This is a genomic window from Muricomes intestini, assembly GCF_004346165.1.
In the GTDB taxonomy this organism is placed as follows: domain Bacteria; phylum Bacillota; class Clostridia; order Lachnospirales; family Lachnospiraceae; genus Muricomes; species Muricomes intestini.
In genome coordinates this window covers 72,436-96,638 of the sequence record NZ_SLZZ01000013.1, presented here as the reverse complement: position 1 = coordinate 96,638, position 24,203 = coordinate 72,436, and the positions used below count along the sequence as shown (strand labels likewise).

Annotated in this window: 21 protein-coding genes; 20 read left to right on the top strand and 1 reads right to left on the bottom strand. The window is 44.1% G+C overall.

Annotated elements, in window-relative coordinates; all coding sequences use genetic code 11:
- The first annotated feature begins 236 nt into the window (after positions 1-236).
- Both EDD59_RS10600 and EDD59_RS10595 read left to right on the top strand, forming a co-directional pair.
- On the top strand, positions 237-1,391 hold the full coding sequence (locus tag EDD59_RS10600) for a class I SAM-dependent methyltransferase (RefSeq protein ID WP_132381643.1): 1,155 nt from the start codon (positions 237-239) through the stop codon (positions 1,389-1,391).
- Positions 1,392-1,463: 72 nt separating this feature from the next.
- Positions 1,464-3,899, top strand: a complete 2,436-nt coding sequence (locus EDD59_RS10595; RefSeq protein WP_132381641.1) for a C39 family peptidase — start codon at positions 1,464-1,466, stop codon at positions 3,897-3,899.
- A 93-nt stretch (positions 3,900-3,992) separates the two neighbouring features.
- Here the strand turns inward: EDD59_RS10595 and EDD59_RS10590 are convergent, their stop codons facing one another.
- The gene (locus EDD59_RS10590; protein ID WP_132381639.1) at positions 3,993-4,490 is read right to left on the bottom strand and encodes a QueT transporter family protein; all 498 of its coding nucleotides are present in this window, start codon (positions 4,488-4,490) and stop codon (positions 3,993-3,995) included.
- Between the two features lie 244 nt (positions 4,491-4,734).
- On the opposite strand from EDD59_RS10590, the gene EDD59_RS10585 reads away from it, so the two are divergent.
- From EDD59_RS10585 to EDD59_RS10500, 18 genes are all read left to right on the top strand, one after another.
- Complete coding sequence (locus EDD59_RS10585) at positions 4,735-5,223, top strand: ureidoglycolate lyase (RefSeq protein ID WP_132381637.1); 489 nt, start codon at positions 4,735-4,737, stop codon at positions 5,221-5,223.
- A gap of 35 nt (positions 5,224-5,258) precedes the next feature.
- Entirely contained in the window at positions 5,259-6,236 is a 978-nt protein-coding gene (locus EDD59_RS10580; protein ID WP_132381635.1) for a Gfo/Idh/MocA family protein, read from the top strand.
- Positions 6,237-6,280: 44 nt separating this feature from the next.
- Positions 6,281-7,672, top strand: coding sequence for an asparagine--tRNA ligase (asnS, locus tag EDD59_RS10575; RefSeq protein WP_132381633.1), 1,392 nt, complete (start codon positions 6,281-6,283; stop codon positions 7,670-7,672).
- A gap of 134 nt (positions 7,673-7,806) precedes the next feature.
- Entirely contained in the window at positions 7,807-8,856 is a 1,050-nt protein-coding gene (locus tag EDD59_RS10570; protein ID WP_132381631.1) for a metallophosphoesterase family protein, read from the top strand.
- A 19-nt stretch (positions 8,857-8,875) separates the two neighbouring features.
- The gene (locus EDD59_RS10565; RefSeq protein ID WP_132381629.1) at positions 8,876-10,372 is read left to right on the top strand and encodes an ATP-binding protein; all 1,497 of its coding nucleotides are present in this window, start codon (positions 8,876-8,878) and stop codon (positions 10,370-10,372) included.
- A 47-nt stretch (positions 10,373-10,419) separates the two neighbouring features.
- Entirely contained in the window at positions 10,420-11,754 is a 1,335-nt protein-coding gene (locus tag EDD59_RS10560; protein WP_132381627.1) for a CCA tRNA nucleotidyltransferase, read from the top strand.
- Positions 11,755-11,818: 64 nt separating this feature from the next.
- Positions 11,819-12,820 carry a CotS family spore coat protein gene (locus tag EDD59_RS10555; RefSeq protein WP_132381625.1) on the top strand — a complete coding sequence of 334 codons (1,002 nt, stop codon included), beginning with the start codon at positions 11,819-11,821 and terminating at the stop codon, positions 12,818-12,820.
- Between the two features lie 48 nt (positions 12,821-12,868).
- Positions 12,869-14,599, top strand: a complete 1,731-nt coding sequence (locus tag EDD59_RS10550) for a phospho-sugar mutase (protein ID WP_132381623.1) — start codon at positions 12,869-12,871, stop codon at positions 14,597-14,599.
- A 194-nt stretch (positions 14,600-14,793) separates the two neighbouring features.
- Positions 14,794-15,069 carry a non-specific DNA-binding protein Hbs gene (locus EDD59_RS10545; RefSeq protein WP_089983893.1) on the top strand — a complete coding sequence of 92 codons (276 nt, stop codon included), beginning with the start codon at positions 14,794-14,796 and terminating at the stop codon, positions 15,067-15,069.
- 147 nt (positions 15,070-15,216) lie between these two features.
- The gene (locus tag EDD59_RS10540) at positions 15,217-15,456 is read left to right on the top strand and encodes an RNA-binding S4 domain-containing protein (protein ID WP_132381621.1); all 240 of its coding nucleotides are present in this window, start codon (positions 15,217-15,219) and stop codon (positions 15,454-15,456) included.
- An 81-nt stretch (positions 15,457-15,537) separates the two neighbouring features.
- Positions 15,538-15,822 (top strand): sporulation protein YabP, encoded by a 285-nt coding sequence (gene yabP / locus EDD59_RS10535; protein ID WP_132381619.1) that lies wholly within the window; start codon positions 15,538-15,540, stop codon positions 15,820-15,822.
- A gap of 8 nt (positions 15,823-15,830) precedes the next feature.
- The gene (yabQ, locus tag EDD59_RS10530) at positions 15,831-16,163 is read left to right on the top strand and encodes a spore cortex biosynthesis protein YabQ (protein WP_132381617.1); all 333 of its coding nucleotides are present in this window, start codon (positions 15,831-15,833) and stop codon (positions 16,161-16,163) included.
- A 54-nt stretch (positions 16,164-16,217) separates the two neighbouring features.
- Positions 16,218-16,556, top strand: a complete 339-nt coding sequence (locus EDD59_RS10525) for an FtsB family cell division protein (RefSeq protein ID WP_132381615.1) — start codon at positions 16,218-16,220, stop codon at positions 16,554-16,556.
- Between the two features lie 115 nt (positions 16,557-16,671).
- Entirely contained in the window at positions 16,672-18,072 is a 1,401-nt protein-coding gene (locus tag EDD59_RS10520; protein WP_132381613.1) for a SpoIIE family protein phosphatase, read from the top strand.
- Between the two features lie 93 nt (positions 18,073-18,165).
- Positions 18,166-19,551: a tRNA lysidine(34) synthetase TilS gene (gene tilS / locus EDD59_RS10515; RefSeq protein ID WP_243117399.1), complete on the top strand. Its 1,386-nt coding sequence runs from the start codon at positions 18,166-18,168 to the stop codon at positions 19,549-19,551.
- Complete coding sequence (gene hpt, locus EDD59_RS10510) at positions 19,527-20,051, top strand: hypoxanthine phosphoribosyltransferase (protein WP_132381611.1); 525 nt, start codon at positions 19,527-19,529, stop codon at positions 20,049-20,051. The genes tilS and hpt overlap by 25 nt, the downstream gene beginning before the upstream one ends.
- 19 nt (positions 20,052-20,070) lie before the next feature.
- Complete coding sequence (ftsH, locus tag EDD59_RS10505) at positions 20,071-21,912, top strand: ATP-dependent zinc metalloprotease FtsH (RefSeq protein ID WP_132381609.1); 1,842 nt, start codon at positions 20,071-20,073, stop codon at positions 21,910-21,912.
- 164 nt (positions 21,913-22,076) lie between these two features.
- The gene (locus EDD59_RS10500) at positions 22,077-24,155 is read left to right on the top strand and encodes a glycoside hydrolase family 13 protein (RefSeq protein ID WP_132381607.1); all 2,079 of its coding nucleotides are present in this window, start codon (positions 22,077-22,079) and stop codon (positions 24,153-24,155) included.
- Positions 24,156-24,203: the final 48 nt, after the last annotated feature.

Sequence of the window (24,203 nt, the reverse complement as noted above, 5' to 3'; positions counted from 1 at the left end):
TTTGTCAAGTGTTTTCGGCAAAAAAGGTGGGTGATTTTTAAAATAAAGGGATGGAAAGCCTTGAAAAATGAAGGCTGGAAATTCCGAGAACTTATGATACTATTTAGGAGGACAGAAATATTTCTGTCCTCCTAAGCGATTGTAAGGGTATTTAATCGGGAACTGATTCTTGCGCCTTTGGGCATTTTGCTTTACAATTAGAAAAAGGATGAAGAAGATGTTTTGAGAGGTATCTTATGGAAAGGTTACAAGAACTGCTAAATCAGATTTTAAATATAAGTCTTGTTCAGGGGATTATCAGCAATCCCCGAACGAAGGAGGGGATTTTAAAGATTAAAGTGAGACCGGTTGAAAAGAAAGGCAAGCTGTACTTTCATGTGGAGTCTTTTACAAAGACGCAGGCATTTCATGAAAACCTTGTTGCTGAGGATGCATCAAAGCGAATTCTGGACTATATGGATAATTTCCGGCAGATGCAAATAGAGATGAGAGATGCAAACTACACGGTGCTTATAAGCAAAAAGGGGAAGGTGACCATTCAAAAGAAGCATCGCAAAGAGACCTTGAAGGAGGTAGAGCTTTCCCATAACCGCAGTAAAAAGTATATTTTACAGGAGGGTGCGGCGGTTCCTTTCCTTCAGGATCTGGGAGTGATGACTTCTGAGGGAAAAATTGTGAGATCCCGGTTTGACAAGTTTAGGCAGATTAACCGTTTTTTGGAATTTATTGAAGACATTCTGCCCCAGCTTGAAAGGGGAAGGGAGCTGACGATTTTAGATTTTGGCTGCGGAAAGTCATATCTGACATTTGCAATGTATTATTACCTTCATGAGCTGAAACAGTATGACATACGTATCATTGGTCTTGATTTGAAAAGGGAAGTCATTTCACATTGTAATGAGCTGGCTGGAAAGTACGGATATGAAAAGCTGACCTTTTTGGTGGGAGACATAGCAGACTATGAAGATGTGCAGGCTGTGGATATGGTGGTGACCCTTCATGCCTGTGATACGGCCACAGATTATGCACTGGCAAAGGCAATTGGCTGGAATGCGAAGGTGATCCTTTCGGTGCCCTGCTGTCAGCATGAGTTAAACGCACAGATTGCCAGTGATGTTCTGGCTCCGGTTATGGAGTATGGATTGCTGAAAGAACGGTTTGCAGCACTGGTTACAGATGGTCTGCGTGCAAAATATCTTGAATCTCAAGGGTACGATACTAAGGTATTAGAATTTATTGATATGGAGCATACACCGAAAAATATTTTACTCCGAGCTGTAAAAACCGAGAAAAACTCTGTGGCGGCAAGACGGAAAATCCAGGAGTGTGAAACATTTTTACAGGCAGGGCCTACATTGGGGAAATTATTGTATCAGGATAAAAGGAGGTAATGCAGTGGAGCTTAAGGCTGAGGGGAGCCAAAAGTTACCGCTGCGGATGATAAGTTTAAAGGGGACAGATAAATGAAAAAGAAAAGGTTGATAAAGGCTGGGGTCCTGGCGGGTGTATTTTTCATTGCAGTTATCGTCAGCAGTCTGGCTACAAACAGGGGAACGGATGATGTGACGGTAGATCTTGGCGACCCCACGCTGCCCAGAATCTCTTTTATGTTGGCAGGAAAAAATGTAAATATGCTGGCAGGATATGTGGATGATATGGACATTACTGCCATGAGGGATACAATTACACCGCTGGAGGATAATGGAACCCTACAAATGGCAGTGGAACAGGATGAAAATGATATCCGCTCGATTCAGTATGAAGTATATTCTTTGGATGGAGAAAAAATTTATGATAAGGGAGAGGTTAAGGATCTTGAGACTTCACCTGTTAAGCTGGACTTAAACCGTGCACTGGAAGAAAATGTCTCTGAAGCTGTCTTAAAGGTAATCCTAGAAACTGAAAAGCAAGAAATATATTTTTATACCCGGGTTGAAAGACCGGATGATCTTGCCGTGAAGGCATGCCTGGATTTTGCAGATAACTTTCATTCTAAGACATTTGACAAGAAGAATGCCCCTGAACTGGCTGAATATCTGGAAACAAACGAGGAGGGCGACAATACTACTTATCAGACAGTGAATATCCATTCGGACAGCTCACAGGTTACATGGGGAGATCTGGCACCGAAGATATCTGGTGACGTGGAGTGGAGTATCAAGGAGAGCAACAGTGTTTATACATCTCTGCTTGCAAAGTATCAGGTGAGCTGTGCAGGTGACCAGGATGAGGTGGAAACTTATAATATCAAGGAGTTTTTCCGTGTAAGGCACAGCGGGGATGAAATTTATCTTCTAGATTATAACCGAACTATGAATCAGATTTTTAATGGAAATAAAAAAGTGTTGGACGAAACTGGAATATTGCTCGGCATAGCGCCGGCAGATGTACCATATGAGACAAATAAAGATGGAACAATCGTGTCTTTCGTTCAGGAGAGAGATTTATGGACTTACAATAAAGAAACAGATGAATTATCTCTTGTGTTTAGTTTTGCAAACAAAGAAGGACATGATGTGCGCAGTCGCTATGACCAGCATGCAGTCAGAATCATCAGTATGGATGCGGATGGAAGTACCATATTTGCTGTCTATGGCTATATGAACAGGGGAGTAAATGAGGGCAGAGTGGGTGCAGAGGTCTACTATTTTGATATCGAAAAAAATGCTGTAGAGGAAAAGGCATTTATTCCGAGTAACAAATCATTTGTTATTGCCGAGGACGTACTAGGTAAGATGGTTTACTATAGCCATGACAGGGAGATGCTTTATGTTCTGGCAGGGGGAACATTGTACCAGACAGATCTGGAAAAGAATGAGCAGGAGGTGTTGGCTAAGGATCTGAAAGAAGGCCAGTACACGGCATCTGAGGATGGGCATCTGCTTGCTTATCAAGCAGAGGGCACTCTGGAAAATGCCCAAAAAATTGTAGTTCTTAACCTAAAAACAGGAAAAGAAAGGTTTCTGCAAGCAAAGGCAGAGGAATCTGTAAGGCCTCTTGGTTTTGTAAATAATGACTTTATTTATGGCCGTCAGAGAGCCGGTGACAAGGGGAAAACAGTGGCCGGCGAAGATGTTCTGCCTATGTATGAGCTGGAAATCAGAGACAGTAAAAATGAGGTTGTGAAGACTTACTCTGTAGAAGGAACATACATTTCAGATATTCTCGTGGAGGATAACCTAGTTACATTGAACCGGGTGATAAAGTCGGGAGAAACTTATACGGGTACGGCGCAGGATTATATCAGCAATAATGCACAGCGTGCAGAAAATAACATTTCTCTGGAATCCTATACTACGGATTTAAAAGAAAAGCAGATGAAATTGCAGTATGCGGACGGCATTTCCGACCAGTCTCCTAAAATGCTCAGGCCGAAGCAGGTCAAGCTGAAGGAACCAGTCACAATTGCATTTGACGATAAGGTAAAATCTGATAAATACTATGTGTATGGAATGGGCGAGCTGACGGGGATTTATGACAAGGCGGCTTATGCGATTCAAAAAGCAGAACAAGTATCTGGTGTAGTGATTTCTTCTGAACAATCGTACATTTGGGAAAAAGGGAATCGGGATCTGGTTTATTATACGGATACACAGGTATTTAAAAAATCCGACGGACAGACATCTTTTGAAGCGTGTGAGGAGCAGATGAAACAGTACCATGCGAGGAAGGTTGATCTGACGGGATGCACACTGGATCAGGTGCTCTATGTAATTAACAAAGGACTTCCTGTAATTGCACTGACAGATGCCAGCCATGCAATACTTCTGACAGGATACAGCACAACAGATGTGACTTACGTGGACCCGGACAGTGGGGAGGAACATACGGCCAGTGTCAATGATATGGCGGCCATGGCGGCAGGAAGCGGGAATACGTTTATCGGATATGTAAAATAAAAAAGAACCTTATATGCTGACAGCTTGTTGGACGAGAGTGCCGGCATATAGGTTTTTTTCTATTTGCAAAAGTATGAGATTAGAGATTTAATATCATGATATTCTGAAAATAGTACGCCTGTATTTATTCAGTGCAGTGTATAAAAGCATTCCCAGTACTCCGCACGAAATTACTTCTCCAATACCGATGGTCAGCATCATGAAAGGGATTGGCAAAGGCACCTGATATGCATAGCGAAGAATAAACGGTACAATAATCATATTGGATACAATGGGCGGGAGCGGTGCCAAAAACTTATTTTTATGGCGAAGCTGCCAGGTAAAGAAAGCACCAATTAAAGTGGCGAGACTTCCAAAAATAATATCTGGCAAAGCCATGCCTCCAAGGATGTTGCTGAGAAGGCACCCAATAAATAAACCAGGGATTGCGGCCGGTGTGAATACCGGAAGGATGGTCAGTGCCTCGGAAATACGGACCTGCACTTCTCCGTAGCTGAAAGGTGCGAACAGGAGAGTAAGCACCATGTAGATGGCAGCAATCATAGCTGCTTGTGCCATAAAGAGCACTTTGTTGTTTCTTGATTCTTTCATTTTGTTATCTCCTTTAGTTTTGTTTTACGAGTGGAAGGTCACGAACACTCGGTTTGATTAGCCCTATGGACCTTGGTTTTGCGGACTTTTGGACAGTTTGTAGTATAGCATGAAGAAATGGGGAATGCAAGCTGTCAATACTATATGTTTGCTTATTGATTTTTTGAACCCGGGTTGTTACAATAAATACATTGAGACATGTATAACATATAAATCATAAGACATATAAAGGGAGGCAGCCAAGATGCTTAAAATTAAAACAGAAGAACTTACACATGAGGGATTCGCTCCATTTGGGGCATTTTACTCTATGACAGAGCCCGAAGGATATTCACTGAACGGAGAACACCACAGATTTTTCCCCGACAGGCTCAGTGAATCTTATGGAACAAGGGTTGGATTTTCGCCTATCCTTGTAAAAAAACCGAAAGAAATGGTTATTGAACAAGTTGAATATCATACTACGACACCGGAAATAATACTTCCATTGAATGATGATATGATTCTTCATGTTGCTCCTGCATCGGCAGGTGTTCCGGTTACAACCCTGACTAAAGCATTTGTTGTTCCAAAGGGAGTTATGGTAAAGATCAATACAGCCATCTGGCATCTTGCACCTTTACCGGCACATGTGGATGAACTTAAGGCTCTCATTATCCTGCCGGAATGTACTTATGTCAATGACTGCACAGTGGTGATGCTGGAGGAAGATGAGAAGTTTCAGATTGTATAAAAGCACCTAGTATTTGATATAGGAGGTAGAAAAAACTGAAATTAGGAGTTGTAGGAACAAATTTTATTAGTGACTGGCTGACAGAGGCAGCCGGTCAGGTGCCCGAGGTGGCTGTCCACGCTGTATATTCCAGAAAACAGGAGACAGGAGATACTTTTGCAGGCAAACACAATATTGCGAACGTTTATACAGATTATGAAGAGTTTCTGCAGTCGGATATTGATGCCGTATATATTGCGACACCAACGTATGCTCACTGTCCCCAGGCCTTGAAGGCGATGGAATATAAGAAGCATGTATTGTGTGAAAAGATTATGGCAGTAAATGAAAAAGAAGCTTCTGAAATGTTTCGGTGTGCGCAAAAAAATGAAGTGGTTCTTTTGGAAGCGATGAGACCCGATTTTGATCCTGCATTTGATCTGGTGAAGGAACATCTGCGCAAAATTGGTAAACTGCGCAGGGTAACGTTGGAGTACTGTCAGTATTCCTCGCGTTATAACAGATTCCGTCAGGGGGAGGTACTGAATGCATTTAACCCTGAACTTTCCAATGCGGCAATCATGGATATTGGAGTATATTGTATACACACACTTGTAAGACTGCTGGGAATGCCGGAAGAAATAAAAGCTTTTTCTACAAAATTAAAAAATGGGTTTGAGGGTAGTGGAGTAGTTTTAATGCAGTATCACGATATGATGGCAGAGGCAATCTATTCGAAGATAACGGATTCGGTAAATCCCAGTATATTCCTCGGGGAAGAGGGAAGCATTCTTATAGAAGGCGTTGCGAAACCGCAATCTGTAGAAATAATTTACAGAGACGGGAGCCGGGAGAAGATTTCATACACACCGGCCGACAATAATATGGTATATGAGCTTCGGGAGTTTGCGAGATTAATAAGTGAAAAATGCACCAGGCATCCTTACAGGGAGTATTCTCTGGATACTGCACGTGTGGTTGATGAGGCGCGCAGACAGAACGGGATTGTATTTCAGGCGGATGCGGTGTTATAATAAGAACATTGTAAGTTAAACATATAAGATGAGGAGTATTTATAATGGACCTAATAACAATTCGGGAATTGTTTAAGAACAGAGAAGAGTATTTGGATAAGAAAGTGACAGTAGGGGGCTGGATTCGCAGTATACGTGATTCTAAAACTTTTGGATTCATTGTCTTAAATGACGGCTCCTACTTTGAAACACTGCAGATTGTTTATCATGATAAGATGGTAAATTTTGAAGAGATATCAAAGCAGAATGTGGGGGCGGCTGTGATTGTTACGGGAACTCTGGTTGCCACCCCGCAGGCAAAGCAGCCATTTGAGATTCAGGCAGATGATGTTGTGGTAGAAGGAACATCAGCACCTGACTATCCGCTGCAAAAGAAACGGCACAGTTTCGAGTATCTCAGAACAATTTCACACTTGCGCCCCAGAACCAATACATTTCAGGCAGTATTCCGTGTTCGTTCATTGACCGCATATGCGATTCATCAGTTTTTTCAGGAAAGAGGGTTCGTTTATGTTCATACTCCACTGATAACAGGAAGTGATTGCGAAGGCGCGGGAGAGATGTTTCGGGTAACTACTCTTGACATGGAAAATCTGCCCAAGAATTCAGATGGCACAGTGGATTACGCTCAGGACTTTTTCAGCAAGGAGACCAATTTGACTGTAAGCGGTCAGCTCAATGGAGAGACATTTGCACAGGCATTTAGAAGTATCTATACTTTTGGTCCCACTTTTCGTGCGGAAAACTCCAACACAACACGGCACGCGGCAGAGTTCTGGATGATTGAGCCTGAGATTGCCTTTGCAGATTTAAACGACGACATGGATCTGGCGGAGGCTATGCTGAAGTATGTGATTTCCTATGTTATTGAGAATGCAGCCGAGGAGATGAATTTCTTTAATTCATTTGTGGACAAGGGTCTTCTTGACAGGCTTCAGAATGTAGTGACTTCAGATTTTGCAAGAGTGTCTTATACAGAGGCAGTAGAGCTCCTCGAGAAGAATAATGACAAGTTTGAGTACAAGGTCACCTGGGGAACAGACTTGCAGACAGAGCATGAACGTTACCTGACGGAAAAGATATATAAGCGCCCTGTATTTGTGACAGATTATCCAAAAGAAATTAAAGCGTTTTACATGAAACTCAATGATGACGGGAAGACAGTTGCGGCAGTGGATTGTCTCGTGCCTGGTATAGGTGAGATTATAGGCGGAAGCCAGAGGGAAGACAACTATGAGAAACTTCTTAACCGGATGAAGGAAATGCATCTGAATGAGGAAGACTACAAGTTTTATCTGGATCTCAGAAAATATGGCTCTACCCGGCATGCAGGCTTTGGACTTGGCTTTGAGCGGTGTGTCATGTATCTGACCGGTATGTCTAATATCCGCGACGTTATACCATTCCCAAGAACAGTGAATAACTGTGAATTGTAGCGAATAATATAACTATTCAGAACCAAGTACGAAAACTTACAGTTTTTTCGTTGTTTGGTTCTCGCCAAATAGATAGATTTGAGGATGTAACTGTCAGGGAGAGGGTTACGTCCTCTTTGTGCATGGAGGAGCTTATGGAGTTTATTCACATTGCCGATGTACATTTGGGGGCAAAGCCGGATGCCGGGGAGGCATACAGCGAAAAGCGCACTAGGGAGCTATGGGATGCTTTTTCGCACATAATAGCATTATGTGAACAGGAGAAAACTGATGTTTTACTGATTGCCGGTGATTTATTCCACAGGCAGCCTCTGCTGCGCGAACTGAAAGAGGTAAATTACCTGTTTTCCACGCTGTCACATACTCAGGTTGTTTTCATTGCCGGCAATCATGATTACGTAAAGAAGGATTCCTATTACAGGACATTTTGTTGGAGCGGCAATGTGCATCCATTATTGGAAGAGAACATGCAGTATGTAGAGCTGGCTCAGATGAATCTGGCGGTGTACGGGTTCAGTTACCATACCAGAGAGATACATGAGGAAAGATATCATATAAAGGCACCGGGGAGATATCCTTGTGAAATTTTGCTGGCGCATGGAGGTGACGAACGGCATATACCTGTGAAAAAAGAATTGTTGGAGTGCACTGGGTTTGACTATATTGCAATGGGGCATATACACAAACCCCAGGTGCTGGTGGAAAATCTGGCAGTCTATGCCGGAGCCCTGGAGCCGGTGGACAAAAATGACACGGGACAGCACGGGTACGTACGAGGAGAAATCACAGAAAGGGGAACTTTTGTAAAGTTTATCCCCTTTGCCCGCAGAGAGTACATTCATCTGACACTACATATAGATGAGTCCACGACAAACGGGAGTCTGAAAGATTATATTAAAGATGTCATAAAGAAGCGCGGCATAGAAAATATGTATAAGTTTATTCTCCGCGGACTTCGGGATCCGGCTGTGGAGTTTGAGACCGGGCATATGGATATGTATGGGAATATACTGGAGATTGTGGATGGAACCAGGCCGGCTTATGATTATCAGTTATTATATGCCGAGAATAAAAATAATCTGATAGGACAATACATAGAAGTATTTCGGGGATGCGAAGCGGGCAGTGTGGAGTATCAGGCCTTGCAGGAGGGAGTCCAGGCACTTCTGGACAGCCGCCTGTGATGAGGACGGAGAGAAAAATATGGAAATCACAGAATTATATCTGAAAAATTTCGGCAAGTTTTCAGATCGGCATTTCTTCATAAAGAAGGGTATTCATATTTTTTATGGTGAAAACGAATATGGGAAAACTACGATTTATGAATTTATAAAGGCCATGCTTTTCGGGATGGAGAGAGGGAGGGGACGGGCTGCATTAAATGATGAATTCAGCCGTTATGAGCCTTGGGATAATCCGAATTATTATGCGGGTGTCATGCGTTTTGTCAGCGGCGGGAAAAACTTCCGGTTGGAGCGGCAGTTTGACAGGTATTCCAGAGGGGCAAGCCTGGTGTGTGAGGATGATGGTGAGGAACTGTCTTTAGAAGACGGAGACTTGGAGATGCTGTTGGGACAGATAACCAGCGAATCTTTTGAAAACACAGTGGCCATCGGGCAGCTTACGGCAAAACCGGGAAGTGGTCTGGCGGAAGCGTTAAAAAATTATGCCGCAAATCTTTATGAGACAGGAAGCGGAGACGTAAACCTTAGTGCTGCAGTAGATACACTTCGGCTGCGTAGGAAAGCTGTTGAGCAGGAAATGAAGCAGCTGGCGGATAAACAGGAGCGGAAGAAAGATACAGTATGCCAGGAGAGTCAGTATATAGAAAGTGATATAGAAAAGTTACAAAATGAACTGGAATATAGCTATGAGAAACTTAAAAGTGCGCAAGGGGAACAGGGCTTAGAAACGAAAAGTTTAAAAGGGACAGAAATTGCGTGTAAAAAGCTATTTATAGCGGGAGGTGCGGGCCTTATTGCAGGTCTTGCAGTGAGAGTGTTGACTGCGGCTGCATCTGTTGGGACGGGGCTTTTTGGCGAAATCATTTCCCTGTTTTCATGGATTCTGTTGGCAGCCGGTCTGGCATTTCTCTGTGCGGGCGCTGTAAAATACAGGAAAAATGATAAGAGCGATTATCGGGAAAGTCTTCAGAAGCTTCAGTGGGAGAGACAGCGTATACAGGCGGAGCTTAAGGAAAAGCAGGTAAATCTTCAAAATCTTAGGGAACAGCTGGCTGAACTTGAGATATCGGCCGAAGAGGCAGCCAGATTAAAGACTGCCCGGCAGGCGCTGCTGCTGGCAGAAGATAAAATGCAGGAGGTTTCTCAAAGCATGGCCAGAAAATTTGGCGATACACTGAACCAGAATGCGTCAAGCATCCTGGAGCAGATAACGGAAGGCAGGTACACAAAGCTGCTGATAGATCAACAGTTAAGTATGGTACTGTACAAGGATGGGCGGAGGATTCCTGTGGAACGGGTATCCCGGGGCACAATGGAGCAGGTATACTTTGCACTCAGAATGGCAGTTATGGATTTACTCTGTGAGGAACCCCAGCCGATTATCCTGGACGATGCATTTGTTTATTACGACGAAAAAAGATTAAAATCTGTTTTAAAGTGGTTGAGTGAACAGGAAAGACAGGTTATAATATTTAGTTGTCAAAAACGTGAGCAAGAAATTGTAAAACAATTCTGAAAATGGCTCGCAAAAGGGTCAGACCCCTTTTGAAAGGAAGAGTATAGATGAAGATTGAGTTGCCAAGAAAAGTGATTATGATTATAAATAATCTGCAGCTGCATGGATATGAGGCTTTTGCGGTGGGGGGATGCGTGCGTGACTCTATTCTCTGCCGTAAGCCGGAGGACTGGGATATTACTACTTCAGCCAGGCCGGAGGAGGTAAAGCGTCTGTTTCGGCGGACTGTGGATACGGGAATTGAACATGGCACCGTCACTGTAATGATCGGGAAGGACGGTTTTGAGGTGACGACTTACCGGGTGGACGGTCTGTATGAGGATAACCGGCATCCGAAGGAGGTAACCTTTACAGCGAATCTTGAGGAGGATCTGAAGCGCAGGGATTTTACGATTAATGCCATGGCCTACAATGATGAAGTGCGCTTGGTAGATGTTTTCGGCGGGATGCAGGATCTGAATCATCATCTGATCAGATGTGTGGGAGATCCTATGGAGAGGTTTTCGGAGGATGCACTGCGAATTCTGCGGGCGGTCCGATTTTCGGCCCAGCTGTCATTTCCTATTGAAGGGGAAACCGCGGATGCTGTCCGTAAGCTGGCACCCACTTTGAATAACATTAGCGCGGAGCGCATTCAGGTGGAATTGGTGAAGCTGCTGATGTCCGATCATCCTGAGTTGATGCAGGATGCCTGTGAGTTGGGTATTACGCGGGTAATTTTGCCGGAGTGGGATGCGATGGTTGGTGTGGAGCAGCATACCCCTCATCACAAATATGATGTGGCAGGGCATACTCTCTGCGCCATGAAAAATGTGAAAAAGGATAAAATTCTTCGCCTTACAATGCTGCTTCATGATATGGGTAAACCGCAGATGAAGACAACGGATGAGTCAGGAGTGGATCATTTCAAGGGGCATGCTCTTGTCAGTGAAGAGATTGCCCGGAAGATATTAAGGCGTCTGAAGTTTGATAATGACACTGTCAAAAAGGTGACCAGGCTTGTGTGCTACCATGATTACCGGATTGAAGCTACACCCAGAAATGTGCGGCGCGCCATGAACAGAATTGGTGTGGAGCTGTTCCCCTATTATCTGGCGGTGCGGATGGCTGATGTGAAAGCCCAGAGTCCTTATCAGAGAAGAAAAAAGATTGAAAACATCGTGGAAATGCGTGAAATCTATCAGGAGATATTGATAAGCGACCAAGCGGTGACTCTCAGGCAGCTCTCTGTCAGCGGAAAGGATCTGCTGCAGCTTGGGATGCGCCCAGGAAAGCAGATAGGAGATATGTTAAATGAACTTCTGGAACTTGTCATTGATGAACCGGAGATGAATGACAAAGATAAATTGTGTAGTTATGTAAAAGAAAAGCTAGGCATCTAGCATACTCAGGCTGCCCCTTTCATACATTAGAAAGAGTTAGAATCGCTTAAAGTAGGGGGCAGCCATGAGAGAGTATGAATTAGAAGTCCTGGAACAATATGAGATCGAAGTGAAGGGCACCCGCAAAATAAGGGGTGCGTTTTTTTGCGAAGCAAAAGAGGGTACAATGCTGTTGAAAGAGGCAGATGTCTCAGACAGACGCGCGCCCTTACTGTATACCGTCCTTCACAATTTGGAGGAGGAAGGCTGTTTCCATGTGGATACTCCCATTTTTAATAAAGAAGGGAACCTGATCAGTGAATCGCGGGATGGCTCCAGATATATGCTGAAAAAATGGTATTCCGGCAGAGAGTGTGATGTGAAGCGGGAGTATGAAATTTTGCAGGCCTGCAGAAATCTGGCCGAGCTGCACAGCAAAATGAAATGGAAGGCCATTAAAGACACAAAAGGAATGCATCCTCCTGTGGGCAGACATTTGAGGGAAGAGTTCCTCAGTCATAACCGTGAATTAAAGAAGGTGCGCACATTTATGCGAAACAGAGTTTCTAAAGGCGCTTTTGAGTTTCTCCTGCTGGAATATTTTCAACAAATGTATACTTTGGCTGAGAGGGTAACAAAGCGCTTGGAGGAATCTGAATATGACAATTTGTACCAGAAAAGTATTGAAAATCAGAGCCTTGTGCACGGCGACTATAATTACCACAATATCCTGTTTACACAGAAGGGGATAGCCACCACAAACTTTGAACATTTTAGAGTAGATGTTCAGGTACAGGATCTCTACTATTTTCTGAGAAAAGTCATGGAAAAGTATCAGTGGCAGGAAAATCTGGGGAAAGCCATGCTGGATGCATATCAGAGTGTGAGGCCGCTGGATTCCGGGGAATTGGAGTATATTGCACTTTGTCTTGCATATCCGGAGAAATTCTGGAAGACAGCAAATACTTACTATCACTCTAACAAAGCATGGATTCCGGAAAAGAATGTAAAAAAACTTCAGATGACCATAGCTCAGACAGAGGAAAGACTTCGGTTTTTAGAGAATATATTCACTTTTATTTTATAGCCTCCTGTTGTATAATAAAAAATATACTAATAATGCAGGAGGTACAGCATGGATTATAAAGCAAGATACGAGTCATGGCTGTCAAACCCATATTTTGACGCAGATACAAAGTCGGAGCTTGAAAGTATCAGGGAAGATGAACAGGAGGTGAAGGAACGTTTTTACACAGACCTGGAATTTGGCACAGCAGGCTTGCGCGGCATCATTGGGGCGGGAACTAACCGTATGAATATTTATACAGTTAGGAAGGCAACCCAGGGACTGGCAAACTATATTAGAAAGTGTGGGAATACCGGCAAAGGGGTTGCGATAGCTTATGATTCCCGCCATATGTCACCGGAATTTGCCGATGAGGCGGCACTGTGCCTGGCGGCTAACGGAATTAAGGCTTATGTGTTTGAAGCCCTCCGCCCGACGCCTGAACTGTCATTTGCGGTCAGAAATCTTAAATGCGCGGCGGGAATTAACATTACAGCCAGCCATAATCCTCCGGAATATAACGGGTATAAGGTATACTGGGAGGATGGTGCACAGATCACTCCGCCTCATGACAAGGGAATCATGGATGAGGTGAAAGCAGTGGATGACTACACCACTATGAAGACTATGGGCCTTAACGAAGCAAAAGCGGCAGGCCTTTACGAAATCATAGGAGACGAAGTGGATGACGCTTACATTGTGGAGTTAAAAAGCCAGGTACTTCACCAGGATGCCATTGATGCAGTGGGAAAAGATATTAAGATTGTGTACAGCCCTTTGCATGGGACAGGCAATATCCCTGCCCGCCGGATTCTGAGGGAACTTGGTTTTGAAAATGTGTTTGTAGTAAAAGAGCAGGAACTGCCGGATGGAGACTTCCCCACGGTATCTTATCCCAACCCGGAAGCTGCAGAAGCTTTTGAGCTGGGGCTGAAATTGGCAAAGGAAGTTGATGCGGATATTGTACTTGCCACGGACCCCGATGCAGATCGTCTGGGTGTACGTGTAAAGGATAAGAATGGAGAATATCATACACTGACGGGGAATGTGTCGGGCTGTCTGCTGGCTGATTATGAAATCGGACAGAGAAAAGAATTAAAAGGCCTGCCGGATGATGGATATCTGATTAAAACGATTGTGACATCCAATATGGCAGACGCAATTGCAAAATATTATAATGCAGGTTTGATTGAAGTGCTGACCGGGTTCAAGTATATCGGGCAACAGATACTTGGATTCGAAACAAGTGGAAAAGGCGAATATTTATTTGGATTTGAGGAAAGCTATGGTTGTCTGATCGGTACCTATGCAAGAGATAAGGATGCAATTGTTGCAACTATGGCCTTGTGTGAGGCGGCAGCTTATTACAGGGCAAAAGGTATGAATCTGTGGGATGCTGCCATTTCTCTGTACGACCGTTATGGATACTACAAAGACGATATCCAGTCCATTACGCTAAAAGGAATCGAAGGCCTTGCCAAAATTCAGGAGATTCTGGACACGCTGCGTAAAAATCCGCCTTCAGAGATTGCCGGGTACAAAGTAGTAAAGGCAAGAGACTATAAAGAGAATACCATCCAAAATATGGGAACAGGGGAAGTAACCCCCACTGGACTGCCCGTTTCCAACGTACTGTACTATGATCTGGCAGATGATGCATGGGTTTGTGTAAGACCATCCGGTACCGAGCCGAAGGTAAAGTTCTACTACGGCGTAAAAGGAACATCCCTGCAAGATGCGGACGATAAATCAAAAAAAATGGGAAAAGAAGTCCTTGAAATGATCGACAAGATGATGTAACATATGGACAAGCTGTTTAAAAATCCTAAAAAGTGCTTCAAAGCGCGATAAAACGGGAAAAATCCTTGACAAAAATAAAGGAAACAGTTATAACAGTACATAAGGGTAAATCATGTGAACGCCAGTACATGAGAGCCTTTATTAAAACTGTAGAATATTGTATTCTAGTACAATAAAGAGGAGGAAAATAATCCATGAACAAAACAGAGTTAATAGCAGCTATTGCAGAGAAAGCCGAAATCTCCAAGAAAGACTCCGAAAAAGCATTAAAAGCTTTTACTGACGTAGTAACAGATCAGTTGAAAAAAGGTGATAAAGTACAGTTAGTAGGATTTGGAACATTTGAAGTGAGTGAAAGAGCAGCAAGAGAAGGAAGAAATCCACAGACTGGAAAGACAATGAAGATTGATGCATGCAAAGCTCCTAAATTCAAAGCCGGAAAGGCACTGAAGGATGAAGTGAACGCTTAATAAGCGGAGAATCAATAAAAGAGTAATATATGCAGGAAGCACTTATAATGTCAGCGTTGTAAGTGCTTCCTTTGCCGTACAATTAATCTATGCAAAATCGAGCTGCATGGCTTAATTGTATAGAAATGTACAACGGAAAGGGGAAAAATGCGTTTAGACAAATTTTTAAAAGTGTCCCGTCTGATTAAGAGACGGACAGTGGCGAATGAGGCATGTGATGCAGGCAGGGTCCTTGTGAATGGGACTGCGGCAAAAGCATCGGTGAAGGTAAAACCCGGAGACATTATAGAAATACAGTTTGGAACGAAGAACGTGAAAGTGGAAGTGCTTCAGCTTCAGGACACAACTAAGAAAGAGGAGGCAAAAGAACTCTTCAGATATCTATAGAACATTTTTTTCTGTCCTCATATTTTCCCATAACTTGTCATATATATAGAAAAGCATAAAGCGAAGGGGGAAAGCAAGTATATGGAAGAGCGGCAGATGCCCAAAGCGCATAAATTGATTGTAAACAATAGAAAGACAAGTATGGTTACCGGAGTCCTGGATGTTCTTTCTTTCGATTTAAATGAAATCCTGTTAGAAACAGAACAGGGAATGCTGATGGTGAAAGGGACGGATTTGCATGTGAATCGTCTGAGCGTGGAAAAGGGAGAAGTGGATCTGGCAGGGAATATTGACAGTATTGCGTATTCCAGTGTGAACCAGGCCGGACGGCAGAATGAGAATTTCTTCACGAAGCTGTTTAAGTAGGTCCGCCTATGATGCTGGGAATTGGAAAAGAAGCGATTATATTTCTTTATGCGGGGCTGTCCGGAGCTGTTATATTTTTCAGCTATGGTGTACTCAGATTACTGAGGAATCTGATAAGGCACCATATAGTTGTGATCAATCTGGAAGATTTTTTTTACTGGGTGGGAGTGAGTGTATATTTATTCAGACAAATGTATAAAACAACATATGGTAGTATCCGCTGGTTTTTTATACTAGGTGTGGTATGCGGAATCGTTCTGGCAAATTTTATGCTTTCCCTTGCAAAAAGAATGTATAAAAAATTTTTAAAAAGACTTGAAAAAAAAGGTAAAAGCCGATAGAATGAGCTTATTAAGCAGGGGTGTTTAATGAAAGAGTAAGCAGGGTGAGTATATATGGTAAATAAGAGAAAAGGGGTAACGCAGCGTTCAAAAAACCGCAGGCGGAGTTCTGGCTTTGGCAGCCACAAGCGAAGTGTGACAGTGATTACTGTTATATTGGTGCTGCTGGTATGTGTGCTGTCAGTGAATGCGTTGACACTGCAGGCTAAGAATAAGGACTACAAGCAGCAGGAGGAAGAATTAAGAACTCAGATTAAAGAGCAGAAAGAGCGCACCAAAGAGATAGAAGAATACAAAGAGTATGTCAAGACAGATGAGTATGTAAAAGAAATGGCCGAGGAAAAGCTGGGACTTGTAGATCCGGGCGAGATTATATTTAAACCGGCCAAATAAAAGCACTGTAAAAAGCGTGCAGATAAATACTGTACATGGATATACTACGAAAGATAAACTCCAGAAGATTTTTTCTGGAGTTCTTTTATTATGTTAAAGGACAGGAGAGATGAACATGGATGATGGACAAGCGTTACACGCCAGCCCTTATGTGGCTCAGATAGAAAAATTTGCGGATTCCCTGAAACAGTTGTCTCATACTTTTTTGGGTCTGGAAGAACAAAAAAAGTCCCTCAGCAATGAAGAGATCGAAGCAATGTTTGACAGGGTAAAAGAGAAGGTCTGTGTCAACTGTGAGAAATGTGCTTGGTGCTGGGGAGAAAATTTTGTCCACACGTATCAGATGGGATATGAAATTCTATCGGCGGTGGACAATTATGGAAATGAACTGAATACAGAGACAAAAAGGAAGCTGCAGCAGAGATGTATTATGGCACCCCGTTTTTTGCGGGAGATGCTGGAGGCATTTCATGATGCAAGGCAGAATATGATGTGGATTAACCGCATTGTCCAGAGCCGGGAAGGGTGCGCCGTACAGATGGATACATTTGCGGATATGATACGCAGCACGGTGAAGGAGCTGGAGGACAGCATGTTTACCGACGAGCGCCTGGAGAAAAAAATCAGTACGCATCTGAAGCAAAAAGGGGTCCGGGTTCTGTATACAAATTTTTTTATGAATCCGGAGGGAAAATATGAGGTGCATGTTACTGCCCGCGCATTACAGAACGAATGTGTCACCACAAAGGAGCTAGTCCGCGGTATATCAGAAATTATGGGACGGCGGTTTGTACTGGACGGGGCACACGGTCAAATGCTGGGAAAGGACTACACTACGGTGGTGTGCATAGAGGGCCCGGCTTTTTACACCCTGCAGGGGGTGGCAAGAATAGGCAAAGGCTGCAGCCAGATATCCGGGGATAATTTTATGATGATGGAACTGCCCGGCGGAAGGCAGGGAGTGGCACTGTCTGACGGCATGGGATCGGGGGAAAAAGCCTGCCGGGAGAGTACACTGGTCATCGAACTTTTAGAAGAGCTCCTGGAGGCTGGATTCCCGGAAAAAACCGCAATTCAGATGATTAACACAACTCTTGTGATGGGCAGAGAGGAAATCCATTTTTCTACCATTGATATGAGTGTATTTGATCTGTACAGCGGAGTATGTGAGCTGATTAAAGCAGGTGCTTCCTCGACTTTCATTAAAAGGGGTGACCAGGTGGAGCATTTAAGCTCAACAAGTCTTCCTATCGGGGTTCTGCATACCATAGAAATAGATTCCGTGAAACGCCAGCTAAAGGACGGGGATTTTGTCATTATGGTAACGGACGGAATTATGGACGCGCTGCCTGTGGGGGAACAGGATATTCTCCTGGAAACCATTATCCGTGGAACGGTAATGAACAATCCTAGAGAAATGGCACACCACATACTTGAACAGGTACTCAACTGGACAGGGGAACTGCCCATGGACGATATGACCGTGCTGGCCGTGGGAATATGGGAGACCAACTGATACCTTATTGAACTGTTACTTGAATTTAGCAGAAAAATTGGGTATAGTTGACATATGATGAAGAAGATAGAACAGTATATTGAAAAATATCATATGATTGAGAACAAAGACAGGATAATCGCAGGTATATCAGGAGGAGCAGATTCGGTATGCCTGCTTTTTGCGCTTCTTGAATTAAAGAAAAATATGAACATTGAAATTATAGCTGTCCATGTGAATCACGGTATACGCGGGGAAACTGCCGCAAGAGACGAAGGGTTCGTACGGAAGCTGTGCGAAGAGCATCAGGTAGAATGTGCAGTTTATCACGAAGATGTGGAATTAATTGCCAAAAAGAGGAAACAATCTGTTGAGGAGGCCGGACGTATCGTCCGCAGAGAGGCCTTTGAGAAAGCACTTACAGAATACAGGGGAACGAAGATCGCCACAGCCCACCATCAAAACGATAATGCAGAGACACTTCTTATGAATCTGGCGAGAGGAGCAGGGCTAAAGGGGCTTGGCGGGATAAGGCCGGTAAATGGCAGTGTAATCCGGCCGCTTTTGTGTTTGACCCGCAGAGAGATTGAAGCCTATCTGGCAGAAAAGGGACAGGGTTACTGTCAGGATGAGACTAACGAGGAGGATGACTACACAAGAAACCGCCTGCGGCATTTTGTGATACCGGTTTTAGAAGAGCAGGTGAACTCCCAGGCCGTGCGTCATATGAATGAGGCAATGGTTCAGATGCGCCAGGTTTGGGAATACATGGAGATACAGAGAACGGAGGCCTGTAGGATTTGTGTGTCGGAGACACCGAAAGGAGCTATTTGTATCAAAGGAGCCGAGTTTGAAAATCTGCATCCGGTTATTCAGAAGCTGCTGGTGAGAACATGCCTTGTAAAGGCAGCGGGAAAGGAGCAGAATATCACTATGTCCCATGTGGAAGCTGTGGCCGGGCTGTTTGAAAAGCAGCCCGGCAGACGCCTTGATCTTCCGTATGCCGTAAAGGCTGCCAGAACATACGAAGGAGTTGTGCTAAATAAAGGAAAAGAGAAATGGGAAGAAGGCTTTTTGCCCAGGGAGCTCAAAATTCCCGGGATTACTACAATACCGGAGCTGAATTTGACGATATGTTGTAGAATTCTGGAAAAGCCGGCAGATTTTTCGTTAAAACAAGTACCGCAAAAAGCCTACACGAAATGGTTTGATTATGATATAATGAAAAGCAGCCTGATTGTCAGAACAAGACAAAGCAAGGACAGTATTGTAATTGATAAAGCTGGAAAAAGACAGAAGATAAAGTCTTATTTCATTAATGAGAAGATTCCTGCCAAAGACAGGGGAAATCTTCCGCTGATTGCAGAGGCCGGGCAGATTGTATGGATACCCGGGTACCGGATGAGCAGTGCTTACCAGGTAACACAGCAGACGCATCAGATACTGGAGATAAAAGTGACGGAGGAAAAGAACAGATGTCAGAACAGATTAGGGTGTTAATATCAGAAAAAGAAGTAGATGAGAAAATTGAAGCGCTTGGAAAGCAGATTAGTAAAGACTATGAAGGAAGGCAGGTGCATTTAATCTGCGTGTTAAAGGGAGGCGCCTTTTTTATGTGTGAACTGGCAAAAAGGATTACAACGCCGGTTTCACTGGATTTCATGAGCGTCAGCAGCTACGGGGATGGAACTTCCAGCAGCGGCGTCGTACGTATTGCAAAGGATCTGGACGAATCTATAGAGGGAAAAGATGTTCTCATTGTGGAGGATATCATTGATTCTGGAAGAACCCTGTATCATCTGATGGATGTTTTGCGGCAGAGACATCCCAAAAGCTTAGGGCTGTGCACACTGCTGGATAAACCTGAGAGAAGAGAAAAAGACGTAAAAGTAGATTACGTAGGATTTGAAATACCAGATGAGTTTGTAGTCGGCTATGGTCTGGACTATGCTCAAAAGTACAGGAATCTGCCATACATTGGTGTGGTGGAAGGAGTATAACAGGAAGGAGCTAACATCATTGAACAACAAGAAGTATAAAAACGCGGGAGGCGCCACGTTCCTGACATTTATGTTGATTATTTTCCTTGCGCTCTGGCTGACCAACAGGATGCAGATTAAGGAACAGGAGATGACGTATCCAAGGTTCGTGCAGGAAGTGCAGGACAGTAATGTTGAGGACGTCACAATAAGGCCAAATAAAGAGGTTCCTACCGGAATTATAACTGCAAAGATGAAGGACAGTGAGACAATAAAACAGGTAAATGTATCGGATATAAAAGATATAGAGACACTTCTGGACAAGTATGACATAGATTATGATCTGCGCAATGTACCACAGGATTCGTGGGTTACTTCGCTTTTGGTACCGCTGATTGTCACACTTCTCGGTGTCACCTTGATATTTATGCTTATGAACCGCCAGGGAGGCGGAGCCAACGCAAAGGCCATGAATTTTGGAAAGAGCCGCGCAAGGATGAGCACGGAATCTGATAAAAAGGTAACCTTTGCGGATGTGGCGGGTTTGAAGGAAGAAAAGGAAGAACTGGAGGAGATTGTAGATTTCCTCAGAACACCTAAAAAATATATCCAGGTTGGCGCCAGGATTCCTAAAGGCGTACTCCTAGAGGGGCCTCCGGGAACCGGAAAGACGCTGCTCGCAAAGGCTGTTGCAGGCGAGGCGGGAGTTCCTTTCTTTAGTATCTCCGGTTCGGACTTTGTAGAGATGTTCGTAGGTGTGGGAGCCTCACGTGTCCGCGACCTGTTCCAGGACGCAAAGAAAAATGCCCCCTGTATTATTTTTATCGATGAAATTGATGCAGTTGCCAGACGCAGAGGAAGCGGTCTCGGCGGAGGGCACGACGAAAGGGAGCAGACTCTGAATCAGCTTCTTGTAGAGATGGACGGTTTCGGAGTCAATGAGGGCATTATCGTTATGGCTGCAACTAACCGGAAAGATATTCTTGATCCGGCTATTTTAAGACCGGGACGATTTGACAGAAATGTGATTGTAGGCAGGCCTGATGTGGGCGGCAGGGAAGAAATTCTTAAAGTACATGCGAAGAATAAGCCCTTGGGCGATGACGTGGATTTAAAACAGATTGCCCAGACTACAGCAGGATTTACCGGGGCAGATTTGGAGAACCTTTTAAATGAGGCGGCAATCTTAGCTGCAAAGGAAGGCCGTGTGTATCTGGAGCAGGCGGATATCCGCCATGCATTTGTAAAGGTCGGTATTGGGCCGGAGAAGAAAAGCCGTATCGTGTCTGAGAAGGAACGCAGGATTACGGCTTATCACGAATCCGGCCACGCGATTCTCTTTCATGTGTTGCCGGATGTGGGACCTGTGTACAGTGTTTCTATTGTTCCCACCGGGGCCGCGGGGGGATATACCATGCCGCTGCCGGAGAAGGACGATATGTTCAATACGAAAGGCCATATGCTCCAGGAGATTACAGTTTCACTGGGCGGCCGGATTGCAGAGGAAGAGATATTTGACGATATCACAACAGGGGCTTCCCAGGATATCAAGCAGGCTACAGCGATTGCCCGTTCCATGATTATGAAGTTCGGTATGTCCGAGCGCCTTGGTCTGATCAACTACGATAATGACAGTGACGAAGTGTTTATAGGACGTGATTTTGGTCACACTTCGAGAGGATATGGCGAAAAGATAGCGAGTACCATTGACGAAGAAGTAAAGCGTATTATAGACGAGTGTTACGTGAAAGCAAAGGCTATATTAAAAGAATATGACTCTGTTCTGGAAGCATGTGCGCAGTTGCTGTTGGAGAAAGAAAAGATTACCAGAAGCGAATTTGAAGCACTGTTTGAAGAGCCAAAGACCTCGCTGCAAGCTTGACGGGGCATCAAACTTGCAGCGCAGCAGGCTGCGGAGTCTTTGACCCTCGCGGAAGTCGCCAAATGGAAATGCAAGCATTTGCGCTTGGCTCGTTGCTCGCGCGAATAAATAAAATGGGGCAAGTACTATCCATGTGGAAAGTGCTTGCCCCAAAGGAGATTTTTATGAATAAAGACGCATTGTTCTGTGATGGAACATCCGACTACCGCTTTCCTCCGGAGCCAGAAGAATATGAAAAGGTACGCCTTAAATTCCGAACAGCTAAGGATGATACAGATGAAGTGTACCTTTTTGCTGAAAACGGAAAATATCAAATGAAGAAGTCATACACCAGGGGTGTGTTTGACTATTATGAAATAGAATGGCAGCTGAGCTCTGAGCCGTTTTCCTACTGTTTTGAAATACGGAAAGCAGCGGAAGTCTGTTACTATAACCGCTGCGGCGCAGCAGGAGAAATTATAAAATTATATGATTTTACTATTGTTCCGGGGTTTTCCACGCCTGACTGGGCCAAGGGTGCTGTCATATATCAGATATTCGTGGACCGCTTTTATAATGGTGATACTGCAAATGATGTGGAGGACAGGGAATATATATACATAGGACAGCCAAGTGAGAAAGTAAAGGATTGGAGCAGCCCGCCCGCGGTCCAAGATATCCACCGGTTTTATGGCGGGGACCTGCAGGGGGTTATGGATAAGCTGGACTATCTGGAAGAACTTGGGGTAGAGGTGATATACTTTAATCCACTGTTTGTTTCTCCCTCCAACCATAAGTATGATATTCAGGATTATGATTACATTGACCCACATTTTGGAAGAATTGTGGCAGATGGCGGTGATACTCTTTTTGAATCGGATACAGACAATATAACCGCGACTAAATACCAGAAGAGAACCGGTGACCGGATTAATCTGGAGGCAAGTAATGCATTGTTTATCAAGTTGGTGGAAGCGATGCATAGTCGTGGAATGCGTGTGATTTTGGACGGAGTATTTAATCACTGTGGCTCTTTCAATAAATGGTTGGACAGGGAGCGGATTTATGAGCAGCAGGAGAGTTATGAAAAAGGTGCATATGTCAGTGCGGACAGCCCGTTCCGCAGTTTTTTTCACTTTTATAATGAAAATGACTCCGCATGGCCCTACAATTCAGAGTATGAAGGCTGGTGGGGCCATGATACACTCCCGAAGCTCAACTATGAAGATTCTAAAATGCTTGTGAGTTATATTATATATATTGCAAAAAAATGGGTGTCGCCGCCCTTTAATGTAGATGGATGGCGGCTGGATGTGGCGGCAGATTTAGGCTACAGCAACGAATATAACCACTTGTTTTGGAAGCATTTCCGGAAAGAAGTGAAAGAGGCAAATCCGGACGCGCTGATCCTTGCCGAGCATTATGGTGACCCGACAGAGTGGCTGCATGGGGATGAATGGGATAGTATCATGAATTATGATGCATTTATGGAGCCGGTAACCTGGTTTCTAACCGGCATGGAAAAGCATAGTGATGAGCGGCGCATGGATCTTTGGGGGAATGCGGATAATTTTGTAAACATAATGAGCCATTTTATGTCAAATATGCTTACTCCGTCACTCCAAACAGCGATGAATGAATTGTCCAATCATGACCATTCCCGTTTTCTTACCCGTACGAATCATATTGTTGGGAGGGTGCAGCAGCTAGGTTATAAAGCAGCGGAAGAAGGCGTGAACAAGGCTGTCATGAGAATCGCTGTTGTTATGCAGATGACCTGGGTAGGAGCACCTGCAGTATATTATGGAGATGAAGTCAGCTTGTGCGGCTTTACTGATCCTGACAACCGCAGAACATATCCTTGGGGGAATGAAGATAAAGAAATGTTGGAGTTTCATAAAAAACTTATCAGTATACACACGAACGAAAAGCCGATAAAAACAGGATCGCTGAGGATGCTGTTCTGGGAGCGGAACATTCTGGCATATAGCAGGTTTAAAGATGATGAACAGATTGTAGTAATTTTGAACAACAGTAAAGACCTAAGGGAAATTACAGTTCCCGTGTGGCAGGCAGAAGTTCCTGTGATAGGGCGCATGGAGCGCCTAGTATACTCTTATGAGGACGGATATACAATAGAGCCTGATGAATATCTTGTTATAGATGGAGAGATAGTACTGAATATTGGACGGCATTCGGCTGTTGTGATGCGGACAATGAACAACAAGACAGGGCATAAGGAAGATATATTTTTAAAACAGTAGTAATACAGGCAGGGCTGTCCTTTGGGGCAGCCTTTTTGTATGGGGGTC

Coding starts and splice junctions, on each gene's coding strand:
- EDD59_RS10560 (WP_132381627.1), top strand. CDS start 10,420: ATGAAGATTGAGTTGCCAAGAAAAGTGATTATGATTATAAATAATCTG.
- yabQ (WP_132381617.1), top strand. CDS start 15,831: ATGATGCTGGGAATTGGAAAAGAAGCGATTATATTTCTTTATGCGGGG.
- EDD59_RS10545 (WP_089983893.1), top strand. CDS start 14,794: ATGAACAAAACAGAGTTAATAGCAGCTATTGCAGAGAAAGCCGAAATC.
- EDD59_RS10500 (WP_132381607.1), top strand. CDS start 22,077: ATGAATAAAGACGCATTGTTCTGTGATGGAACATCCGACTACCGCTTT.
- EDD59_RS10600 (WP_132381643.1), top strand. CDS start 237: ATGGAAAGGTTACAAGAACTGCTAAATCAGATTTTAAATATAAGTCTT.
- asnS (WP_132381633.1), top strand. CDS start 6,281: ATGGACCTAATAACAATTCGGGAATTGTTTAAGAACAGAGAAGAGTAT.
- tilS (WP_243117399.1), top strand. CDS start 18,166: ATGATTGAGAACAAAGACAGGATAATCGCAGGTATATCAGGAGGAGCA.
- hpt (WP_132381611.1), top strand. CDS start 19,527: ATGTCAGAACAGATTAGGGTGTTAATATCAGAAAAAGAAGTAGATGAG.
- EDD59_RS10540 (WP_132381621.1), top strand. CDS start 15,217: ATGCGTTTAGACAAATTTTTAAAAGTGTCCCGTCTGATTAAGAGACGG.
- EDD59_RS10570 (WP_132381631.1), top strand. CDS start 7,807: ATGGAGTTTATTCACATTGCCGATGTACATTTGGGGGCAAAGCCGGAT.
- EDD59_RS10525 (WP_132381615.1), top strand. CDS start 16,218: ATGGTAAATAAGAGAAAAGGGGTAACGCAGCGTTCAAAAAACCGCAGG.
- EDD59_RS10565 (WP_132381629.1), top strand. CDS start 8,876: ATGGAAATCACAGAATTATATCTGAAAAATTTCGGCAAGTTTTCAGAT.
- EDD59_RS10520 (WP_132381613.1), top strand. CDS start 16,672: ATGGATGATGGACAAGCGTTACACGCCAGCCCTTATGTGGCTCAGATA.
- yabP (WP_132381619.1), top strand. CDS start 15,538: ATGGAAGAGCGGCAGATGCCCAAAGCGCATAAATTGATTGTAAACAAT.
- EDD59_RS10550 (WP_132381623.1), top strand. CDS start 12,869: ATGGATTATAAAGCAAGATACGAGTCATGGCTGTCAAACCCATATTTT.
- EDD59_RS10585 (WP_132381637.1), top strand. CDS start 4,735: ATGCTTAAAATTAAAACAGAAGAACTTACACATGAGGGATTCGCTCCA.
- EDD59_RS10555 (WP_132381625.1), top strand. CDS start 11,819: ATGAGAGAGTATGAATTAGAAGTCCTGGAACAATATGAGATCGAAGTG.
- EDD59_RS10590 (WP_132381639.1), bottom strand. CDS start 4,490: ATGAAAGAATCAAGAAACAACAAAGTGCTCTTTATGGCACAAGCAGCT.
- EDD59_RS10595 (WP_132381641.1), top strand. CDS start 1,464: ATGAAAAAGAAAAGGTTGATAAAGGCTGGGGTCCTGGCGGGTGTATTT.